Origin of the sequence: Gallaecimonas pentaromativorans (genome assembly GCF_003751625.1) — a bacterium.
Taxonomy (GTDB): Bacteria; Pseudomonadota; Gammaproteobacteria; order Enterobacterales; family Gallaecimonadaceae; genus Gallaecimonas; species Gallaecimonas pentaromativorans.
Genome location: NZ_RJUL01000001.1, coordinates 234,694 through 249,200, shown reverse-complemented (window position 1 = coordinate 249,200; position 14,507 = coordinate 234,694). Strand labels below are relative to the sequence as shown.

Genomic DNA, 14,507 nt, shown 5'->3' with positions numbered 1-14,507 from the left:
ACGTTCACCGAGATGAATGGTCCCGCTTAGGAAGACAAGGTGCTTTCCCTGGCCTGCAGGCCGTATTTTCTGACCAGTTTGCCAAAGGCGCTGCGGTCCTGGCCGGCCAGCCGCGCCGCCTGGCTGATATTGCCGCCGGTTTGGGTGAGCAGCCTGGCCACGTAGTCACGTTCAAAGCGGGCCACGGCTCGGGCTTTGGCCTCCTTGAAGGTATCGCTGTCTGGGGAGGATGTGGCGGCGGTGGTCAGCAACTGACGGCTTTCCAGGCAGTGCATTTCGTCGCCATCGCAGAGCAGAAACTCGCGCAGTAACAGGCTGTGCAGTTCACGGACATTGCCCGGCCAGTGGTAATCCTGAATAAAACAAAGTCCCTCGGGAGAGAGGTGCCGGTGAGGCTGTTGGTACTGGCTCTGCAGGCGTTTGACATAAGTTTGGGCCAGTTCTACTGCGTCGTTTTCCCGTTGCCGCAGCGGCGGCATCACCAGGTTGAGCACATTCAGCCGATACCAGAGATCCTGACGAAAGCGGCCCTGGCCGACCAAGGCTTCCAAATCGGCGTTGCAGGCGGCTATCAACCGGACATTGGCCTGATGCTGGCCCTGGCCACCGACCCGCCGGTAGGTCTTTTCCTGCAAAAAGCGCAGCAGCGCAGCCTGTCCTTTGGCCGTTAAGGTGTCGATTTCATCCAGAAAAAGCGTGCCGTTCTGGGCTTCCCCTACTAGCCCTTGATAGGACTGCTTGGCATCGGTAAAGGCGCCGCGCTCATGGCCAAACAGTTCGCTTTCCAAAAGGCTGTCCGACAGGGCGCCGCAGTTGACGGGAATAAAGGGCTTTTCGCTGAATTGGCCGAGATAGTGCAGGGCGCGGGCGGCCAGTTCCTTGCCGGTGCCACTTTCGCCGGTGACCAGCACAGTGGCGTCAATGCCGGCCAATTGGTGAAGACGCTTTAATACCTGCTGAAACAACTCGGAGGAACCGACAAGGTGGCTTTGCTGTGGGGACATGTCCATATCCTGATTGTCATGGCTGCTAGAGTGCCGAGGAGGCACTGCTTACCGATGGCGCTACACCTTCATTGTTTGCGGCTTGTCAGCAGGTCCATGGCCGTGAATTAAGGCCCGTTATCAAAAAGCCGTTGAGGTGGACTATCCATCGAACGTTCTACAGTGTAGCCAGCTTTTTAAACCAACATCTTCTGCTAGGCTTCCGGTTTAACATGTTGAATTAATTTGATTTTAGCAACCATTTTATAAGCAGTTATTACTATTAAACCTGCTAAAAAAGACAGGGGAGGCCGGCTGTAAAAATCCATAAACGTGGCCTGCCGCACAGCTTTGGGTGTCAGTTGTGAAGGGGGATCCCGGAATTGCTACTCATCATACTGAGGCCGGCATCGGCGAGCTGGAGTGGTCTCGGTATTTCACCATTTCCCATGTCGGATTGAACAAATTTTTCCGATATATTATTGATTTTTATATTGTTATTAATTTAACGGCGCAATTTCAGGGTTGCCGGAGGGTGAGCCTGTGGAGTCAAGTAGGGAGCTTAAGCTGCATCGATGGCGCAACGACTTATTATCAGGGGGAACGTTTAGTGCTGAACATGCCGTTGGTGTCTGAGTTCGTGAATAAAGTAACGGCCAGACGCCAGACGTTGGTCAGCTTCCTTTGTGCATGATGTATCAACTCTCCCCATATTTAAGTGAGAGCGGGCTTTTTTCTAACTGATACTTACCCATTGAACACGCAGCGTTGTTGCAGTCGCTTTGAAAAATGGGAGGTGGCCATGCACCAGGATAACGCCCCCGTTGCCCCCGGTAGCTTACCCGAGCACAGTGCCGGTATCCGGGTTGGTAGAGCCTTACTTGAGGCAACTGCCCCCTATGTTGAGGTGTCTGCTGCCACCAGCTGGTGGTATGTCGGCTCAACCTTTGTATTGCTGCTTGTCTCACTGACGGCTGCTGCCTTGGCGCCCTGGTGGCCGCTGCGGTTGGTCTTTTCGCTGTTTGGCGCTTTGCTGATGGTGCGCGCCTTTATCACCTTCCATGATTTCCAGCGCGGGGCCATTCTTAAGCAGTCGCGAGTGGCGTATTGGCTGTTTAAGGGGTTTGGGGCCTTGGTACTGACCCCCACCCATTCCTGGCGGGAAAGTCATAATTATCACCATGGTCATGTGGGTTGCATCGAGGCCAAAAGCGTAGGGGCATTCCCTCTCATCACCACCGAGATGTGGCGCACAGCGACCCGATGGCAGCGCTTCAGTTACCGAGCTCAGCGCCATCCTTTGGTGGTGGTGTTTAGCTACCCCTTGGTATTTGGTATCAACATTACCCTCAAGCCTTTTCTCTTTGCGCCAGCCAAGCATTTGGACTCCTTGGTGGCCCTGGTTTGTCATTTCGGCTTGCTGGCCCTGCTGTGGTGGTTAGGGGGCTTTAGCCTGGCATTTTTCGTACTGCTACTTCCCATGACCATTGCCTCTTCTATCGGCTGTTATCTGTTCTTTGCCCAGCACAGTTTTCGGCGTATGCAGGTGATCTCTAATGAGGCGTGGAGTTTCTATCGGGCATCGATGGAATCGTCGGCATTTACTCGCATGAACAAGGTGATGCAGTGGTTTACCGGCAATGTGGGGTATCACCATATTCATCACCTTAATATTCGTATCCCTTTCTATCGCTTGCCGGAAGCCATGGCCGCCATTCCTGAGCTGCAAGCGCCGTTAACAACGACCTTGGCGCCCAGAGACATTGTTGACTGCTTCCGCTCGGCCCTTTGGGATGAGAAGCGGCAGCGTATGGTGTCTTATGGCGAGGCCCACCGCGCTGAGGCTAGCGAGCAATAAGCCCTATGCTTTTTACTCGAATGGGGAATAAGGCGATGTTTTGATGGCGGGTATCGGTATCGACGGTACCAAGGTGTTTCTCATCAACAGCTGAGCCCTGGGGAGGAGCCGCTGCCGCCTCCCCACGTTGTTGTGAATTAAGCTGCCTGTTGCTCTTTTGCCAGCCAAGCACGTGCCTTAGTGCCCTCTTTACTGTCAAAGTATCGCACCTGGGTCTTGGTAAAGGGTTTGCAGAAGGCGGCCAGGCAATGTTGCCATCGGTTTTCCCCCACAATCGCCAGTTGCTCGATGTCGGAGAAATGCCGAACACCGAATTTGAGATCTTCCCAGGCAGCCCCCCAGGCCCAGCCTTGGAAACCAGACATATCCAGCAGCACTCGCTGCTTGCCCTTGGTTTGGATCAGTTGCTCAAAGGCTGGAATAAAGGTGGCGTAGTCGGCCTTTGTCAGCTTTCCGCGCACTTCGACGACGGCCAGATCACCGCCGTTTTCTGGATGCATTTGGATAGACATCATCGCCTCCTTGGGGCCTGGCAGGGCAACCGTTTGGCCTGCTAAAGCCGCCGTTTTCGCACCAGTTTGCGCGGTTGTGGGCCGTGGCTCTGTGCGCTGGCATACACAAGTGGCTTTTAGCGCCGTTTGTCTTGTGGGGGCGAAATACCTTTGAGGTATCTAAACACCTCGCTGTCGCTCGACAGCACCAAGGTGGTGTTGTTGCCAATCAGATCCGGATAGGCCTGCATGGTGCGGGTGAATTCATAGAGGGCCACGGCTTGCGGGCTTTGGTTGTAGGCCTGGGCGTAGATCTGGGTAGCGGTGGCGTCGGCCAAGCCCCTGATCGTTTCCACCTGACGATAGGCCTCTGATTGGATCTGGTTAAGATCGCGCTCGCGGTTACCGCGGATCCGGGCGGCTTCACCTTTGCCTTCGGCCAGGAAACGCTCGGCGATTTGCCGTCGTTCACTGATCATCCGGTCATAGATCTTCGGCCGCACGCTCTCGTTGTAGTTGATCCGTTTAAAGCGGATATCCAGCAGCTCAATACCAAATACCCTGACCTTGTCGGCCGCAGCGGTGAAGATCTCTTTTTCGACCTGTTCTCGTCCTTTTTCGATGGGCACCAGCTTGCCGATATTCATTTCCCGCTCTGACGGGCTGAGCAGGGCGTCGCGCAGCGGTTGCCGGTCTTTAGTGGTACGGATAATTTCAATCAGCTCATGCTTGGCCACCGCATTGCGGGTTTCGCTGCCGAGGATGTCGTCGAGACGAGACAGGGCACTGCGCTCGTCGCGCAGCCGCAAAAAGTATTGCAGCGGCTGGGTGATGCGCCAGCGGGCAAAGAGATCCACTGAGATATAGAGCTTGTCTTTGGTTGGCATGTCCGAGGGGTTACCGTCCCATTCCAAGATGCGCTTGTCGATGGTGTTAACGGTCTGGATAAAGGGCAGTTTGGTTTTCAGGCCGGCCTCGGTAACAGGCACGCCGACTGGCTTACCAAACTGAGTAATGATCACTTGCTCGGTTTCGCTGACGGTGTAAAGGGCGCTGAAGGTGAGGCAGCCCAGCACCAGTAGCGGTGCCACCAACATCAGGGTTTTGCGACTTTTCATGGCTGCTCTCCTGGCTGGGCATTGAGATCCAACAGTGGCAGCACCGACGCGGCCTGTTTATCCACCACCACTTTGGCGCGGATCTTGGGCATCACTTCCTGCAGGGTTTCGATATAGATACGCCTTGTCGTTACCTCTGGCGCCTTGTTGTATTCAACCAGTAAGGCGTTAAAGCGGGCCACATCCCCTTGGGCTTCATTGACCCGTTTCAGTCGATAACCGTCGGCGGCGCGAATGCGTTGGTCTTTTTCCCCTTCGGCCAGGGGGATCACCTTGTTGTAGTCACGCCGGGCCTCGTTGATGAGCTTTTCCTTTTCCTGCTGGGCTTGGTTGACCTCGTTGAAGGATTCTTGGACCGGCTCGGGGGGATTGATGTTTTTTAATTGCACCTGATCGATGCTGATGCCCATGGTGTATTTACTGGCCAGCATCTGCATCTTGGCCAGGGACTCGGTTTCGATCTCCTGGCGGCCTATGGTGATCACCTCGTCTACGGTTCTGTCGCCCACCACTTCACGCATCACCGATTCGGAAACGGCGCGTAAGGTGGCGGCCGGCTCGCGCACTTCAAACAGGAACTTGACCGGATCGGCAATGCGGTACTGCACCACCCACTCCACCAACGCGGCATTGAGATCGCCTGTCACCATTTGGGTTTCGCGCTTTTCGTCTTTTGGTAGCGGGCTTTGGTGCAGATCGGTTGAGCCAGGAGTGGTAAAGCCAAATTCCTGTTTTAACTGCCGTTTGACCGGCACTATGGTGGCGACGTCAATGCCGAGCGGCAGCTTAATATGCAGCCCAGGGGGGACTTCAAATTGGTATTGGCCAAAGCGCTGCACCACGGCGACAGAGTCGCTCGGTACGGTGTAAAAAGCGCTCCAGCCCAGCAGCCCAAAGCAGGCCAGTACCCCCAGCGCCACCTGACTTTTGCGGCCGCTGGGCCAGGCTGCCCTGAGGGTTCGCAGCACTGGTGCCTGTGGCTCTCCTTGCGGTGAGACAGCGTTGTGTCAGGTGTCTTTGAATGTCATAGCGGTATCCTCTTGAGGCTAGCCACAACCTTTCACCCGGGCATCACGTCACCCCTTTTAGCCAACCCGCGTTGACCGGTGGCGATTTGCCCTCCTTTTGGCGGTGACCAACCCGATTGTCAACCGAAGGCTAGTCAGGCTCTGTACGCTATCGCGCATAGCGGCGCTTCTGTGGTTTGCTGTGCTGTGCTTGGTGAGGGCGGCTGAGGCAGGCTTTTCTATACTGTGGCAACGTGTTTTGAGCCCAGCCGCTGCGGCAGGAGGCGCCAGATTGCCCTCAGATTCGCTTAAAAACCGCCTGTTGGCGGCGCTACCAGCCCCAGAATTTGCCTGCCTTGCCCCCTATCTGGAAGAAGTGAACTTGTCCCTGGGGGCGGTGCTCTATGAGTCGGGCAGTGAACTTCGCCATCTGTACTTCCCAAGCGATTCCATCGTGTCGTTGCTATATGTCACCCTCGATGGCGCCTCCACGGAGATGTCAGTGGTTGGCAATGAAGGGGTACTGGGGTGGCACTTTTTATGAGCGGAGAAACCATGCCCAACCGCGCCGTGGTGCAGAGTGCTGGCACCGCCTACCGGCTACCGGGGCAAATACTCAAAGAGGCCTTTCATGCCAACGGCCAGCTGCAAAGCCTGCTGCTACGTTACACCCAGGCGCTCTTGACCCAGATGTCCCAGACCGCCGTTTGCAACCGTCACCATTCCCTGGACCAGCAGCTCTGCCGCTGGCTGTTGCTCAGTCGTGACCGGCTGCCCTGTGACGAGCTGTTTATGACTCAGGAGCTGATCGCCAATATGCTGGGCGTGCGCCGTGAAGGGGTGACAACGGCAGCGCACAAATTGCAGGAGGCTGGCCTTATCCAATACAGCCGTGGCCACATCACCCTGCTGGATAGAGCAGGGCTGGAGGCCCGCACCAGTGAATGCTACGCAGTGGTAAAACAAGAATACGAGCGGCTTTTACCGGAGGTCTTTAAAAGCTGAGCCGCCTCCTTTGGGCAAGCCTGCCATCCGCCGGTTAGAGGACGCGCTTGGCGGCTTTATCTGCTGCCGGTAAGGGGAGCGAGACCAAGACGCTCAAACCGGCCAGTGCCGCTAACACTGATGCGATAAAGATCCCCAGCTTGGCGCTCTCCAATTGACTTTGGCTCAAAGCCAGATTGGCAATGAATAACGCCATGGTAAAACCAATGCCAGCTAATAGGCCGCCTCCCGTCAGTAATCGCCAACTGAGGTCGGCCGGTTTGATTGCCACCTTGCAACCTATGGCCAGCCAACTGAAACTCAGCACGCCCAGCGGCTTACCCAAGACAAAGCCCATGACCACCGCCGTGGTAATGGGATTGCCAAGCTGGCCGAATGACAGCGTCAAACCGGCATTGGCCATGGCGAAAAGGGGCATGATCAGAAAGCCCACCCAGGGATGGAGTGCCATCACCAGTCTTTCCACGGGTGACAGTGATTCGCGGGCCGCGATTTGAGCCATCAGCAAGGTTTGCCGGTCTTTGGTATCACCACTACCGTGGTTTCCTGTGGGATGAGCGATAACTTGCCCGAGGATGGCGTATAGGCGATGGTCACTGACCCAGCGGCGGGCCGGTGTCATCAGGCCGAGGAGTACACCGGTGATGGTGGCGTGGATCCCTGAGGCATCCATTGCTACCCAGATAAGCCCCCCCATTAAAAAGTAGAGCGCAAAACCACGCACCCCCATCATGGACATGGCCTTCACCAAGCCAAATCCTAGGGCGGCCAAGAGTAAGGCTCCCCAGGCGACATGGCTGCTATAGCCCAAAGTGACCACCAGGATGGCGCCAATATCATCGACAATGGCCAGCGACAGCATAAATACCCGCAAACTCTGCGGTATGCGTGAGCCGAGCAGCGCCAGGCAACCGATCACAAAAGCGGTGTCGGTGGCCATCACCGTGCCCCAACCCACTTCGCCGATTTGGCCTTTTTGCATGACAAGATAGATCCCGGCAGGGACCAACATACCGCCCAGGGCTGCGGCAATCGATAAGGCCGCCTTGCGCGGCGCATTGAGTTCACCCAGCACCAACTCCCGCTTGAGTTCGATGGCCACCAAGAAAAAAAACAGCGTCATCAGGCCGTCGTTGATCCAGTTGCGTAAGGAACGTACCGACGCCATATCGCCAAAGTGCAGGCCGACGGGGGTTTCCCAGAACTGTTCAACCTGGTGCACCCAAGGGGAGTTGGACAACAGCATGGCGGCCAGGGTACACAGCAAGAGCACGCCGCCGGCGGCAGCTTCGATGTGCAAAAAGCGCTGAAAGGGCCTTGATAGGCGTTCGACCAACTGGGCCGGAAGCCCGGTCTGTTTGGCTTGGGGTGGTGGTTGCTCATCCATGACCGCCATCCGGGCAAGTCGCACTGCACTCTTCGGTATCGCCTGGCACTTTGGCCTCCTCAGCCGGGTCCGTTAGGGCTCACAACCAACTAAGCAAGCCTTCATTGAGGGTGGTTCAATCTCAGGACAACCGCCAACGAAGGATGTCTATCCAAGGGCTTCGCCGAGGGATTCTGACGGATGCTTGCCACATGGGTTCTATTGCCGACTTTTTCGGAGCGAGGACAAGGTAGGCGCGCAGCGGCGTCTTTGTATAAAGCCAGTGCCATTATTTATCGGCCAACCTGAAAGGGACGCTGACGGCCATTGCTGGTTCAAGAGTGCCTACTGGCGCCATTGAGTAAACTTTGCGCCCCTTTGATGTGAGCGCGCCATGCGGGACAGTACCTTCTCCGTTGCCCCATGCGGGCTTGCACTGATGTTGATGTCATGTTTTTGTTTTTTTGTATTTTCATGGGGCCGTGCTGCGATAGAGCGTCCTTCAGTCTCTTTACATTGCAACTCCCTATCAGGTTAGATTGTCCTCATTAGGTAACCGCGACTGCACCCGCGGCTCAGAGAGCTAGTGCATGACCATCATCGCTAGTAAGTCAGAGCACAGGCAGTTCGGGCGCAGGAAGCAGTAATGCATCAACGGATTGAGGAATGGAAAGATGGAACGTCACCCAGCCCCCAGCGCATTTAACTTTCACCGCAATAAAGAAAAGCACTTGCTGGCCCTGCACGGCATTTTGGCTGGCGTTATCGCCGATACTCGCCTCAACGATGCCGAGTTGCTGTTCTTGGATACCTGGTTGAAATCAGACCATGAGTTCAAGCAAGACGGGGATTTTCTCGATATTCAAGATGTGATCTCCGACGTCCTGACCGATGGCGTTATCACTCAGGACGAAATGGACGACATCAATACGCTGCTATCCGACGTGTTGGAGTTTGGTGGTCACACGCTGCCGGTTAACGATGATGCCCTGATCAACCGCCTGCTGGGTTTTTTGCAGGGTATTGCCGCCGATGGTGTGCTAAACGATCGCGAAGTACAGGCCCTCAACCAATTTCTTCACGATAACCAGTCGCTGCTTACCTCTTGGCCTGGCAATTTGCTGGTGCAACGTCTGGATGACATCCTTGCCGACGGTGTTATAACCGAGGACGAGCGAGCCGATTTAAGCGAACTTGTCAGCCAGATCTCTGGCCAGCGCTTTATCGATAGCGGTATTGCCGGTGGCTTGGCCACCGAATTTTGCACTGACAAGGAGTTGGATGGTGAGTTGCACGGACTGGTGGTGTGCTTCACTGGCAAGTTCATGTCCGGCTCACGCAGCCGCCAGACGGATTTGGCGCTAGCAGCAGGCATGACCGTAGTGAAAGGGGTACCTCTTAATCTTAACCTGTTAGTGATTGGTACTATTGTCAGCCGTGATTGGAAGTTCAGCAGCCATGGCCGCAAGATCCAAGCGGCCATCGAGGCTAGGAACAAAGGGCAGGCCATCAAGATAATCAACGAAGAGACCTGGCGGCTGGCGGTTTCACGTCAGGCTTGAGGCAGATGCTATTCGTGCCAATTGTATTATTCGAGTGCCCTGAAGAGTTCTGAACCTGAGCTAGCGATCGTCTGGGCATTCACACCGACTAAACAAAAATCATCAAAATCGGCAGAAGAACGCGCCACTCTTCTGCCACTTCTATTGGCAGTTGCAAATAAGCCGCATACTGAAAATAATGTGACCAGTGATTATATTGGTCACATTTTGTATGGCACCATTGCAAGAGGTAAGGTGACAACATGGCGAAGACACATACGCCGACTCCCCAATCCCGGGGACCTTCCGAGCACGATATCCGCGACCAGATCGTTGAGGCGGCAACCGAGTACTTCGGCCATTATGGCTATAACAAAACCACAGTGTCCGATCTGGCAAAAGCAATAGGTTTTTCAAAAGCTTATATATATAAGTTCTTTGAGTCCAAACAAGCCATTGGCGAAGTTATTTGTGCTAATCGACTAAGCGAAATTACCGCGACAGTTGATGCAGTCACTGCGGACACTACCAGTGCTTCTGAAAAGCTACGCCGGATGTTTAAGGCATTGGTGGACGCTGGCAGCCATCTGTTTTTTCATGAGCGTAAGCTCTACGACATCGCCGCGGCCTCGGCCAGCGAGGCCTGGCCATCGGTTGGCCATTACGAAGCCCATCTTAAGGCCCTGGTGCTGGATATTGTGCGTGATGGCCGAGAAGCCGGTGAATTTGAAAGAAAAACACCACTGGATGAGACGGCCAATGCCATCTATCTGGCGATGAAGCCCTACATCAACCCGCTGATGCTGCAATACAACTTAGACAATGCCGCGCAGCACAGCAGCCAGCTGTCCAATCTCATTTTGCGCAGTTTGGCGCCTTAATGTCGCTTTGTGACTATTGACTAAATTGGTCACAGTTATGAGAATGGGGTACTTTTTCTTCGCCAAGAAGGGTCCCCATGTTTCGGCGTCAGTTTGTTTCGTCTGTTTTTTGCCTGTTGCCGCTTGCCTTGACGGCATGCGGTGACGCTCGTTCTTCAGACCCACGTACCGAGGCTCCGCGAGTCAGGGTTGAAGCCGTTCAGGCCGCTTCTGCGCAAGCGAGGGCCTTTACCGGCGTTGTCGCTGCGCGGGTGCAAAGTGATCTGGGCTTTCGGGTTTCCGGCAAAGTGTTGGAACGGTTGGTCGAAACTGGCCAGAAGGTTAAGGGTGGCCAGCCGCTGATGCGCATCGACCCGAGCGATTTGAGCTTGCAGGTGCAAGCGCAGCAGCAGGCGGTTGCGGCTGCCCGGGCACGTGCCCGGCAGATGAGTGACGATGAAGCGCGCTATCGCGATTTGGTCGCTAAGGGGACCGTTTCTGTGTCTGCGTACGATCAGGCCAAGGCTGCGGCTGACTCGGCGCGGGCGCAGCTTAAAGCGGCCGAGGCGCAAGCGGATGTGGCCAAGAATGCCTCGAGTTATGCGGTGTTGCTCGCTGATGCCGACGGTGTCGTGGTTGATACCCTTGCAGAACCTGGGCAAGTGGTTAGCGCTGGGCAAACCGTGGTGCGCTTGGCGCGGGCCGGGCAGCGCGAGGCTGCGGTCTATTTGCCCGAGACCCTAAGGCCGGCGATTGGCTCTAAAGCACAGGCAACTCTGTACGGGGCCCAGCAGACCGCAGTACCTGCCACTTTACGGTTGTTATCTGATGCTGCCGACCCTGTTACGCGCACTTACGAAGCAAGATACGTACTTTCCGGGGCGCTCGCTAATGCGCCATTGGGTGCCACTGTCACGGTTGATATTCCCCGCAGTGCACCAGCGGCGTTGTCTTTTATGGTGCCGGTTGGTGCGCTTCTAGACCAAGGCAATGGGCCGGGGGTTTGGGTGATTGAGGGCAACCCCAGCAAGGTGGTTTGGCGCGCCGTGCAGGTGCTGGATTTGACGGACGCAACAGCCCTGGTTCAAGGCAGTTTTAAGGCAGGCGAGCAGGTTGTGTCATTGGGTGCTCACCTGCTGCACGATGGCGAACCGGTTAAGCCTTTAGAGCATGCATCAACTGCTGCAGGAGCCCGTCTATGAAAGAGGGGCGTTTTAACCTTTCAGCGCTGGCAGTACGCGAGCGATCCGTGACGTTATTCCTGATTTTCATTACCTTTGTCGCAGGCGTTTTGGCCTTTTTAGAGCTGGGGCGCGCCGAAGATCCCCCCTTTACCGTTAAGCAGATGACCATCATCACGGCCTGGCCCGGTGCAACAGCGCAGGAAATGCAGGATCAGGTTGCCGAACCTTTGGAAAAACGCATGCAGGAGTTGCGCTGGTACGACTATACCGCCACCTACACGCGCCCCGGCTTGGCCTTTACCACCGTATACCTGCTAGATAAAACACCGCCTTCGGCTGTGCCGGAGCAGTTTTACCAAGCTCGTAAGAAAATCTCAGACCAAGCGAGAAATCTGCCTTCGGGAGTGATTGGCCCGATGGTCAATGACGAATACTCAGACGTAACCTTTGCGCTGTTTGCCTTGAAGGCCAAAGGTGAGCCACAGCGGCTGTTGGTGCGTGACGCTGAATCATTACGCCAGCAACTGCTGCACGTGCCAGGGGTGAAAAAGGTCAACATTATTGGCGAGCAACCCGAGCGGATTTTTGTGTCTTTCTCCCACGCTCGCTTGGCGACGCTGGGGGTATCGCCGCAGCAGATCTTCGCGGCGCTCAACAGCCAGAATATGCTCACCCCTGCCGGCTCTATTGAGACCCATGGTCCGCAAGTGTTTATTCGCATCGAGGGCGCCTTAGACAAGCTCAACAAGATCCGTGAAACCCCGATCAGCGCCCAAGGCCGAACCTTTAAGTTAAAGGATGTGGCAACCGTGAAGCGTGGCTACCAAGATCCGTCCACCTTTTTGGTTCGCAACAACGGCGAGCCGGCTTTGCTGCTGGGCATTGTGATGCGTGACGGCTGGAATGGTCTGGAGTTGGGTAAGGCGCTGGATGCCGAAACGGCCCAAATTAACGCTGAGCTTCCTTTGGGGATGACTTTTTCTAAGGTGTCGGATCAAGCCGTTAACATTAAGTCGGCAGTGAACGAGTTCATGGTCAAGTTCTTCGTCGCGTTGCTGGTGGTCATGGTGGTTTGCTTTGTCAGCATGGGTTGGCGTGCCGGCATTGTGGTCGCTGCTGCTGTTCCGCTGACCTTGGCGACAGTTTTTGTTGTTATGGCAATAACAGGTAAAAGCTTTGACCGGATCACGCTGGGGTCGCTGATCCTGGCGCTTGGCTTGTTGGTGGACGATGCCATCATTGCCATCGAAATGATGGTGGTGAAGATGGAAGAGGGCTTTAGCCGCATCAAGGCCTCTGCCTATGCCTGGAGCCACACTGCTGCACCGATGCTCTCCGGTACTTTGGTGACGGCCATTGGCTTTATGCCCAATGGCTTTGCGCGTTCGACCGCAGGTGAATACACCAGTAACATGTTCTGGATTGTCGGTATCGCCTTGATTGCATCTTGGGTGGTTGCGGTGGCATTCACGCCCTACCTTGGCGTAAAGCTGCTGCCAGACATGAAGAAGGTCGAGGGCGGGCATCATGGGATTTACAACACCCGCAACTACAACCGATTCCGCAGTGTGCTGGGGCGTGTTATTGCGCATAAGTGGCTGGTAGCGGGCGCGGTTGTTACCACCTTTGTGCTGGCGATAGTGGCAATGGGGTTGGTCAAAAAGCAGTTCTTCCCCACATCCGACCGCCCAGAGGTACTGGTTGAAGTGCAGATGCCTTATGGCACGTCGATAGCGCAAACCAGCTCTGCGACAGCCAAGGTTGAGGCTTGGTTGGCAAAGCAACCTGAAGCCAGGATTGTCACCTCCTACATTGGCCAGGGTGCGCCGCGCTTTTACCTAGCGATGTCGCCAGAGCTACCCGACCCTTCCTTTGCCAAGATAGTGGTGCTGACCGCAGACCAGAAAGAGCGCGAAGCCCTTAAACTCAGGCTACGCGAGGCCATTGCTGCCGGGTTGGCACCAGAAGCGCGAGTGCGGGTAGCCCAACTGGTGTTTGGCCCTTACTCACCCTTCCCTGTGGCTTATCGCGTGATGGGCCCAGACCCGGACAAGCTTCGCGCCATGGCGGCAAGGGTTGAGTCCATCATGCGTGCCAGCCCGTTGATGCGCACCGTGAATACCGACTGGGGCACCCGTGTGCCGACCCTGCATTTTACGCTCAACCAAGACCGGCTTCAGGCCGTTGGCCTGACGTCCAATGCGGTGGCCTCACAGTTGCAGTTTCTGCTCAGTGGCGTACCTATTACTGATGTGCGAGAGGACATTCGCTCGGTACAGGTTGTTGGCCGCGCAGCCGGAGATATTCGCCTTGACCCTTCCAAAATCGAAGGATTTACCCTGGTGGGCGCAGCGGGGCAACGTATTCCGTTATCTCAGGTAGGTAAGGTTGAAGTGCAGATGGAAGATCCCATCCTGCGCCGCCGTGACCGCACACCGACCATCACGGTTCGTGGTGACATTGCCGATGGCTTGCAGCCCCCCGATGTCTCTACTGCACTCTTAAAAGAACTTCAGCCGGTGATGGAGAGTCTTCCGGCGGGATACCGTATAGAGCAGGCTGGCGCAATTGAGGAATCGGCCAAAGCCACGGTGGCGATGATGCCACTGTTTCCCATCATGATTGTGCTGACGCTGCTCATCATCATTTTGCAAGTGCGCTCGATAGCCGCCATGTTCATGGTGTTTGCCACCAGCCCCCTTGGACTGATTGGCGTGGTACCGACCTTGCTCATCTTTCAACAGGCCTTTGGCATCAATGCCCTGGTTGGCTTGATTGCACTGTCGGGCATATTGATGCGTAACACGCTGATCCTTATCGGGCAGATCCGCGATAACCAACAAGCCGGGTTAAGCCCGTTTGATGCGGTTGTTGAAGCTACTGTGCAGCGTGCCAGACCGGTGATATTGACCGCCTTGGCCGCCATTCTGGCCTTCATTCCCCTGACGCACTCGGTGTTCTGGGGCACCCTTGCTTATACGCTGATTGGCGGCACCTTTGCCGGCACCATCTTGACGCTGGTCTTCCTGCCAGCCATGTACTCCATCTGGTTCAGGATAAAACCCCTTTCGTCCCGGGCCTGACCACCCAAACA

General features: G+C 55.6%; 13 protein-coding genes. 8 read left to right on the top strand and 5 right to left on the bottom strand.

What is annotated here, in order from left to right; genetic code table 11:
- Positions 1-26 precede the first annotated feature (26 nt).
- Positions 27-1,004 (bottom strand): sigma 54-interacting transcriptional regulator, encoded by a 978-nt coding sequence (locus EDC28_RS01170; protein WP_050657832.1) that lies wholly within the window; start codon positions 1,002-1,004, stop codon positions 27-29.
- Between the two features lie 343 nt (positions 1,005-1,347).
- Between EDC28_RS01170 and EDC28_RS19920 the strand changes: the two genes are divergently transcribed.
- Both EDC28_RS19920 and EDC28_RS01165 read left to right on the top strand, forming a co-directional pair.
- Complete coding sequence (locus EDC28_RS19920) at positions 1,348-1,677, top strand: hypothetical protein (RefSeq protein ID WP_148049775.1); 330 nt, start codon at positions 1,348-1,350, stop codon at positions 1,675-1,677.
- Between the two features lie 108 nt (positions 1,678-1,785).
- Positions 1,786-2,841, top strand: a complete 1,056-nt coding sequence (locus EDC28_RS01165; protein ID WP_123420390.1) for a fatty acid desaturase family protein — start codon at positions 1,786-1,788, stop codon at positions 2,839-2,841.
- 137 nt (positions 2,842-2,978) lie between these two features.
- Here the strand turns inward: EDC28_RS01165 and EDC28_RS01160 are convergent, their stop codons facing one another.
- The 3 genes from EDC28_RS01160 to hflK all read right to left on the bottom strand — a co-directional run bounded on the left by EDC28_RS01160 (position 2,979) and on the right by hflK (position 5,418).
- The gene (locus tag EDC28_RS01160; RefSeq protein ID WP_123420389.1) at positions 2,979-3,353 is read right to left on the bottom strand and encodes a SpoIIAA family protein; all 375 of its coding nucleotides are present in this window, start codon (positions 3,351-3,353) and stop codon (positions 2,979-2,981) included.
- Between the two features lie 116 nt (positions 3,354-3,469).
- On the bottom strand, positions 3,470-4,450 hold the full coding sequence (gene hflC, locus EDC28_RS01155; protein ID WP_123420388.1) for a protease modulator HflC: 981 nt from the start codon (positions 4,448-4,450) through the stop codon (positions 3,470-3,472).
- Complete coding sequence (gene hflK / locus EDC28_RS01150; protein ID WP_123420387.1) at positions 4,447-5,418, bottom strand: FtsH protease activity modulator HflK; 972 nt, start codon at positions 5,416-5,418, stop codon at positions 4,447-4,449. The genes hflC and hflK overlap by 4 nt, the downstream gene beginning before the upstream one ends.
- A 331-nt stretch (positions 5,419-5,749) precedes the next feature.
- On the opposite strand from hflK, the gene EDC28_RS20430 reads away from it, so the two are divergent.
- Complete coding sequence (locus EDC28_RS20430; protein ID WP_336391477.1) at positions 5,750-6,001, top strand: cyclic nucleotide-binding domain-containing protein; 252 nt, start codon at positions 5,750-5,752, stop codon at positions 5,999-6,001.
- Complete coding sequence (locus EDC28_RS01145) at positions 5,998-6,462, top strand: Crp/Fnr family transcriptional regulator (protein WP_336391476.1); 465 nt, start codon at positions 5,998-6,000, stop codon at positions 6,460-6,462. Before EDC28_RS20430 ends, EDC28_RS01145 begins: the two co-directional genes overlap by 4 nt.
- Before the next feature lie 34 nt (positions 6,463-6,496).
- Here EDC28_RS01145 and nhaA read toward each other — a convergent pair whose 3' ends face one another.
- Positions 6,497-7,849 carry a Na+/H+ antiporter NhaA gene (nhaA, locus tag EDC28_RS01140; protein ID WP_123420577.1) on the bottom strand — a complete coding sequence of 451 codons (1,353 nt, stop codon included), beginning with the start codon at positions 7,847-7,849 and terminating at the stop codon, positions 6,497-6,499.
- A 653-nt stretch (positions 7,850-8,502) separates the two neighbouring features.
- Between nhaA and EDC28_RS01135 the strand changes: the two genes are divergently transcribed.
- The 4 genes from EDC28_RS01135 to EDC28_RS01120 all read left to right on the top strand — a co-directional run bounded on the left by EDC28_RS01135 (position 8,503) and on the right by EDC28_RS01120 (position 14,496).
- On the top strand, positions 8,503-9,390 hold the full coding sequence (locus tag EDC28_RS01135; protein ID WP_050657827.1) for a BRCT domain-containing protein: 888 nt from the start codon (positions 8,503-8,505) through the stop codon (positions 9,388-9,390).
- A 242-nt stretch (positions 9,391-9,632) separates the two neighbouring features.
- Positions 9,633-10,250: a TetR/AcrR family transcriptional regulator gene (locus EDC28_RS01130; RefSeq protein ID WP_050657826.1), complete on the top strand. Its 618-nt coding sequence runs from the start codon at positions 9,633-9,635 to the stop codon at positions 10,248-10,250.
- A 77-nt stretch (positions 10,251-10,327) separates the two neighbouring features.
- Positions 10,328-11,431, top strand: a complete 1,104-nt coding sequence (locus EDC28_RS01125) for an efflux RND transporter periplasmic adaptor subunit (RefSeq protein WP_123420386.1) — start codon at positions 10,328-10,330, stop codon at positions 11,429-11,431.
- Entirely contained in the window at positions 11,428-14,496 is a 3,069-nt protein-coding gene (locus EDC28_RS01120) for an efflux RND transporter permease subunit (RefSeq protein ID WP_123420385.1), read from the top strand. Before EDC28_RS01125 ends, EDC28_RS01120 begins: the two co-directional genes overlap by 4 nt.
- Positions 14,497-14,507: the final 11 nt, after the last annotated feature.

Excerpts from the sequence above, each read along its gene's own strand:
- EDC28_RS01125 (WP_123420386.1), top strand. The coding sequence starts at position 10,328 with ATGTTTCGGCGTCAGTTTGTTTCGTCTGTTTTTTGCCTGTTGCCGCTT.
- EDC28_RS01170 (WP_050657832.1), bottom strand. The coding sequence starts at position 1,004 with ATGTCCCCACAGCAAAGCCACCTTGTCGGTTCCTCCGAGTTGTTTCAG.
- nhaA (WP_123420577.1), bottom strand. The coding sequence starts at position 7,849 with ATGGATGAGCAACCACCACCCCAAGCCAAACAGACCGGGCTTCCGGCC.
- hflC (WP_123420388.1), bottom strand. The coding sequence starts at position 4,450 with ATGAAAAGTCGCAAAACCCTGATGTTGGTGGCACCGCTACTGGTGCTG.
- EDC28_RS01160 (WP_123420389.1), bottom strand. The coding sequence starts at position 3,353 with ATGTCTATCCAAATGCATCCAGAAAACGGCGGTGATCTGGCCGTCGTC.
- EDC28_RS01120 (WP_123420385.1), top strand. The coding sequence starts at position 11,428 with ATGAAAGAGGGGCGTTTTAACCTTTCAGCGCTGGCAGTACGCGAGCGA.
- EDC28_RS01135 (WP_050657827.1), top strand. The coding sequence starts at position 8,503 with ATGGAACGTCACCCAGCCCCCAGCGCATTTAACTTTCACCGCAATAAA.
- EDC28_RS01165 (WP_123420390.1), top strand. The coding sequence starts at position 1,786 with ATGCACCAGGATAACGCCCCCGTTGCCCCCGGTAGCTTACCCGAGCAC.
- EDC28_RS01145 (WP_336391476.1), top strand. The coding sequence starts at position 5,998 with ATGAGCGGAGAAACCATGCCCAACCGCGCCGTGGTGCAGAGTGCTGGC.
- EDC28_RS01130 (WP_050657826.1), top strand. The coding sequence starts at position 9,633 with ATGGCGAAGACACATACGCCGACTCCCCAATCCCGGGGACCTTCCGAG.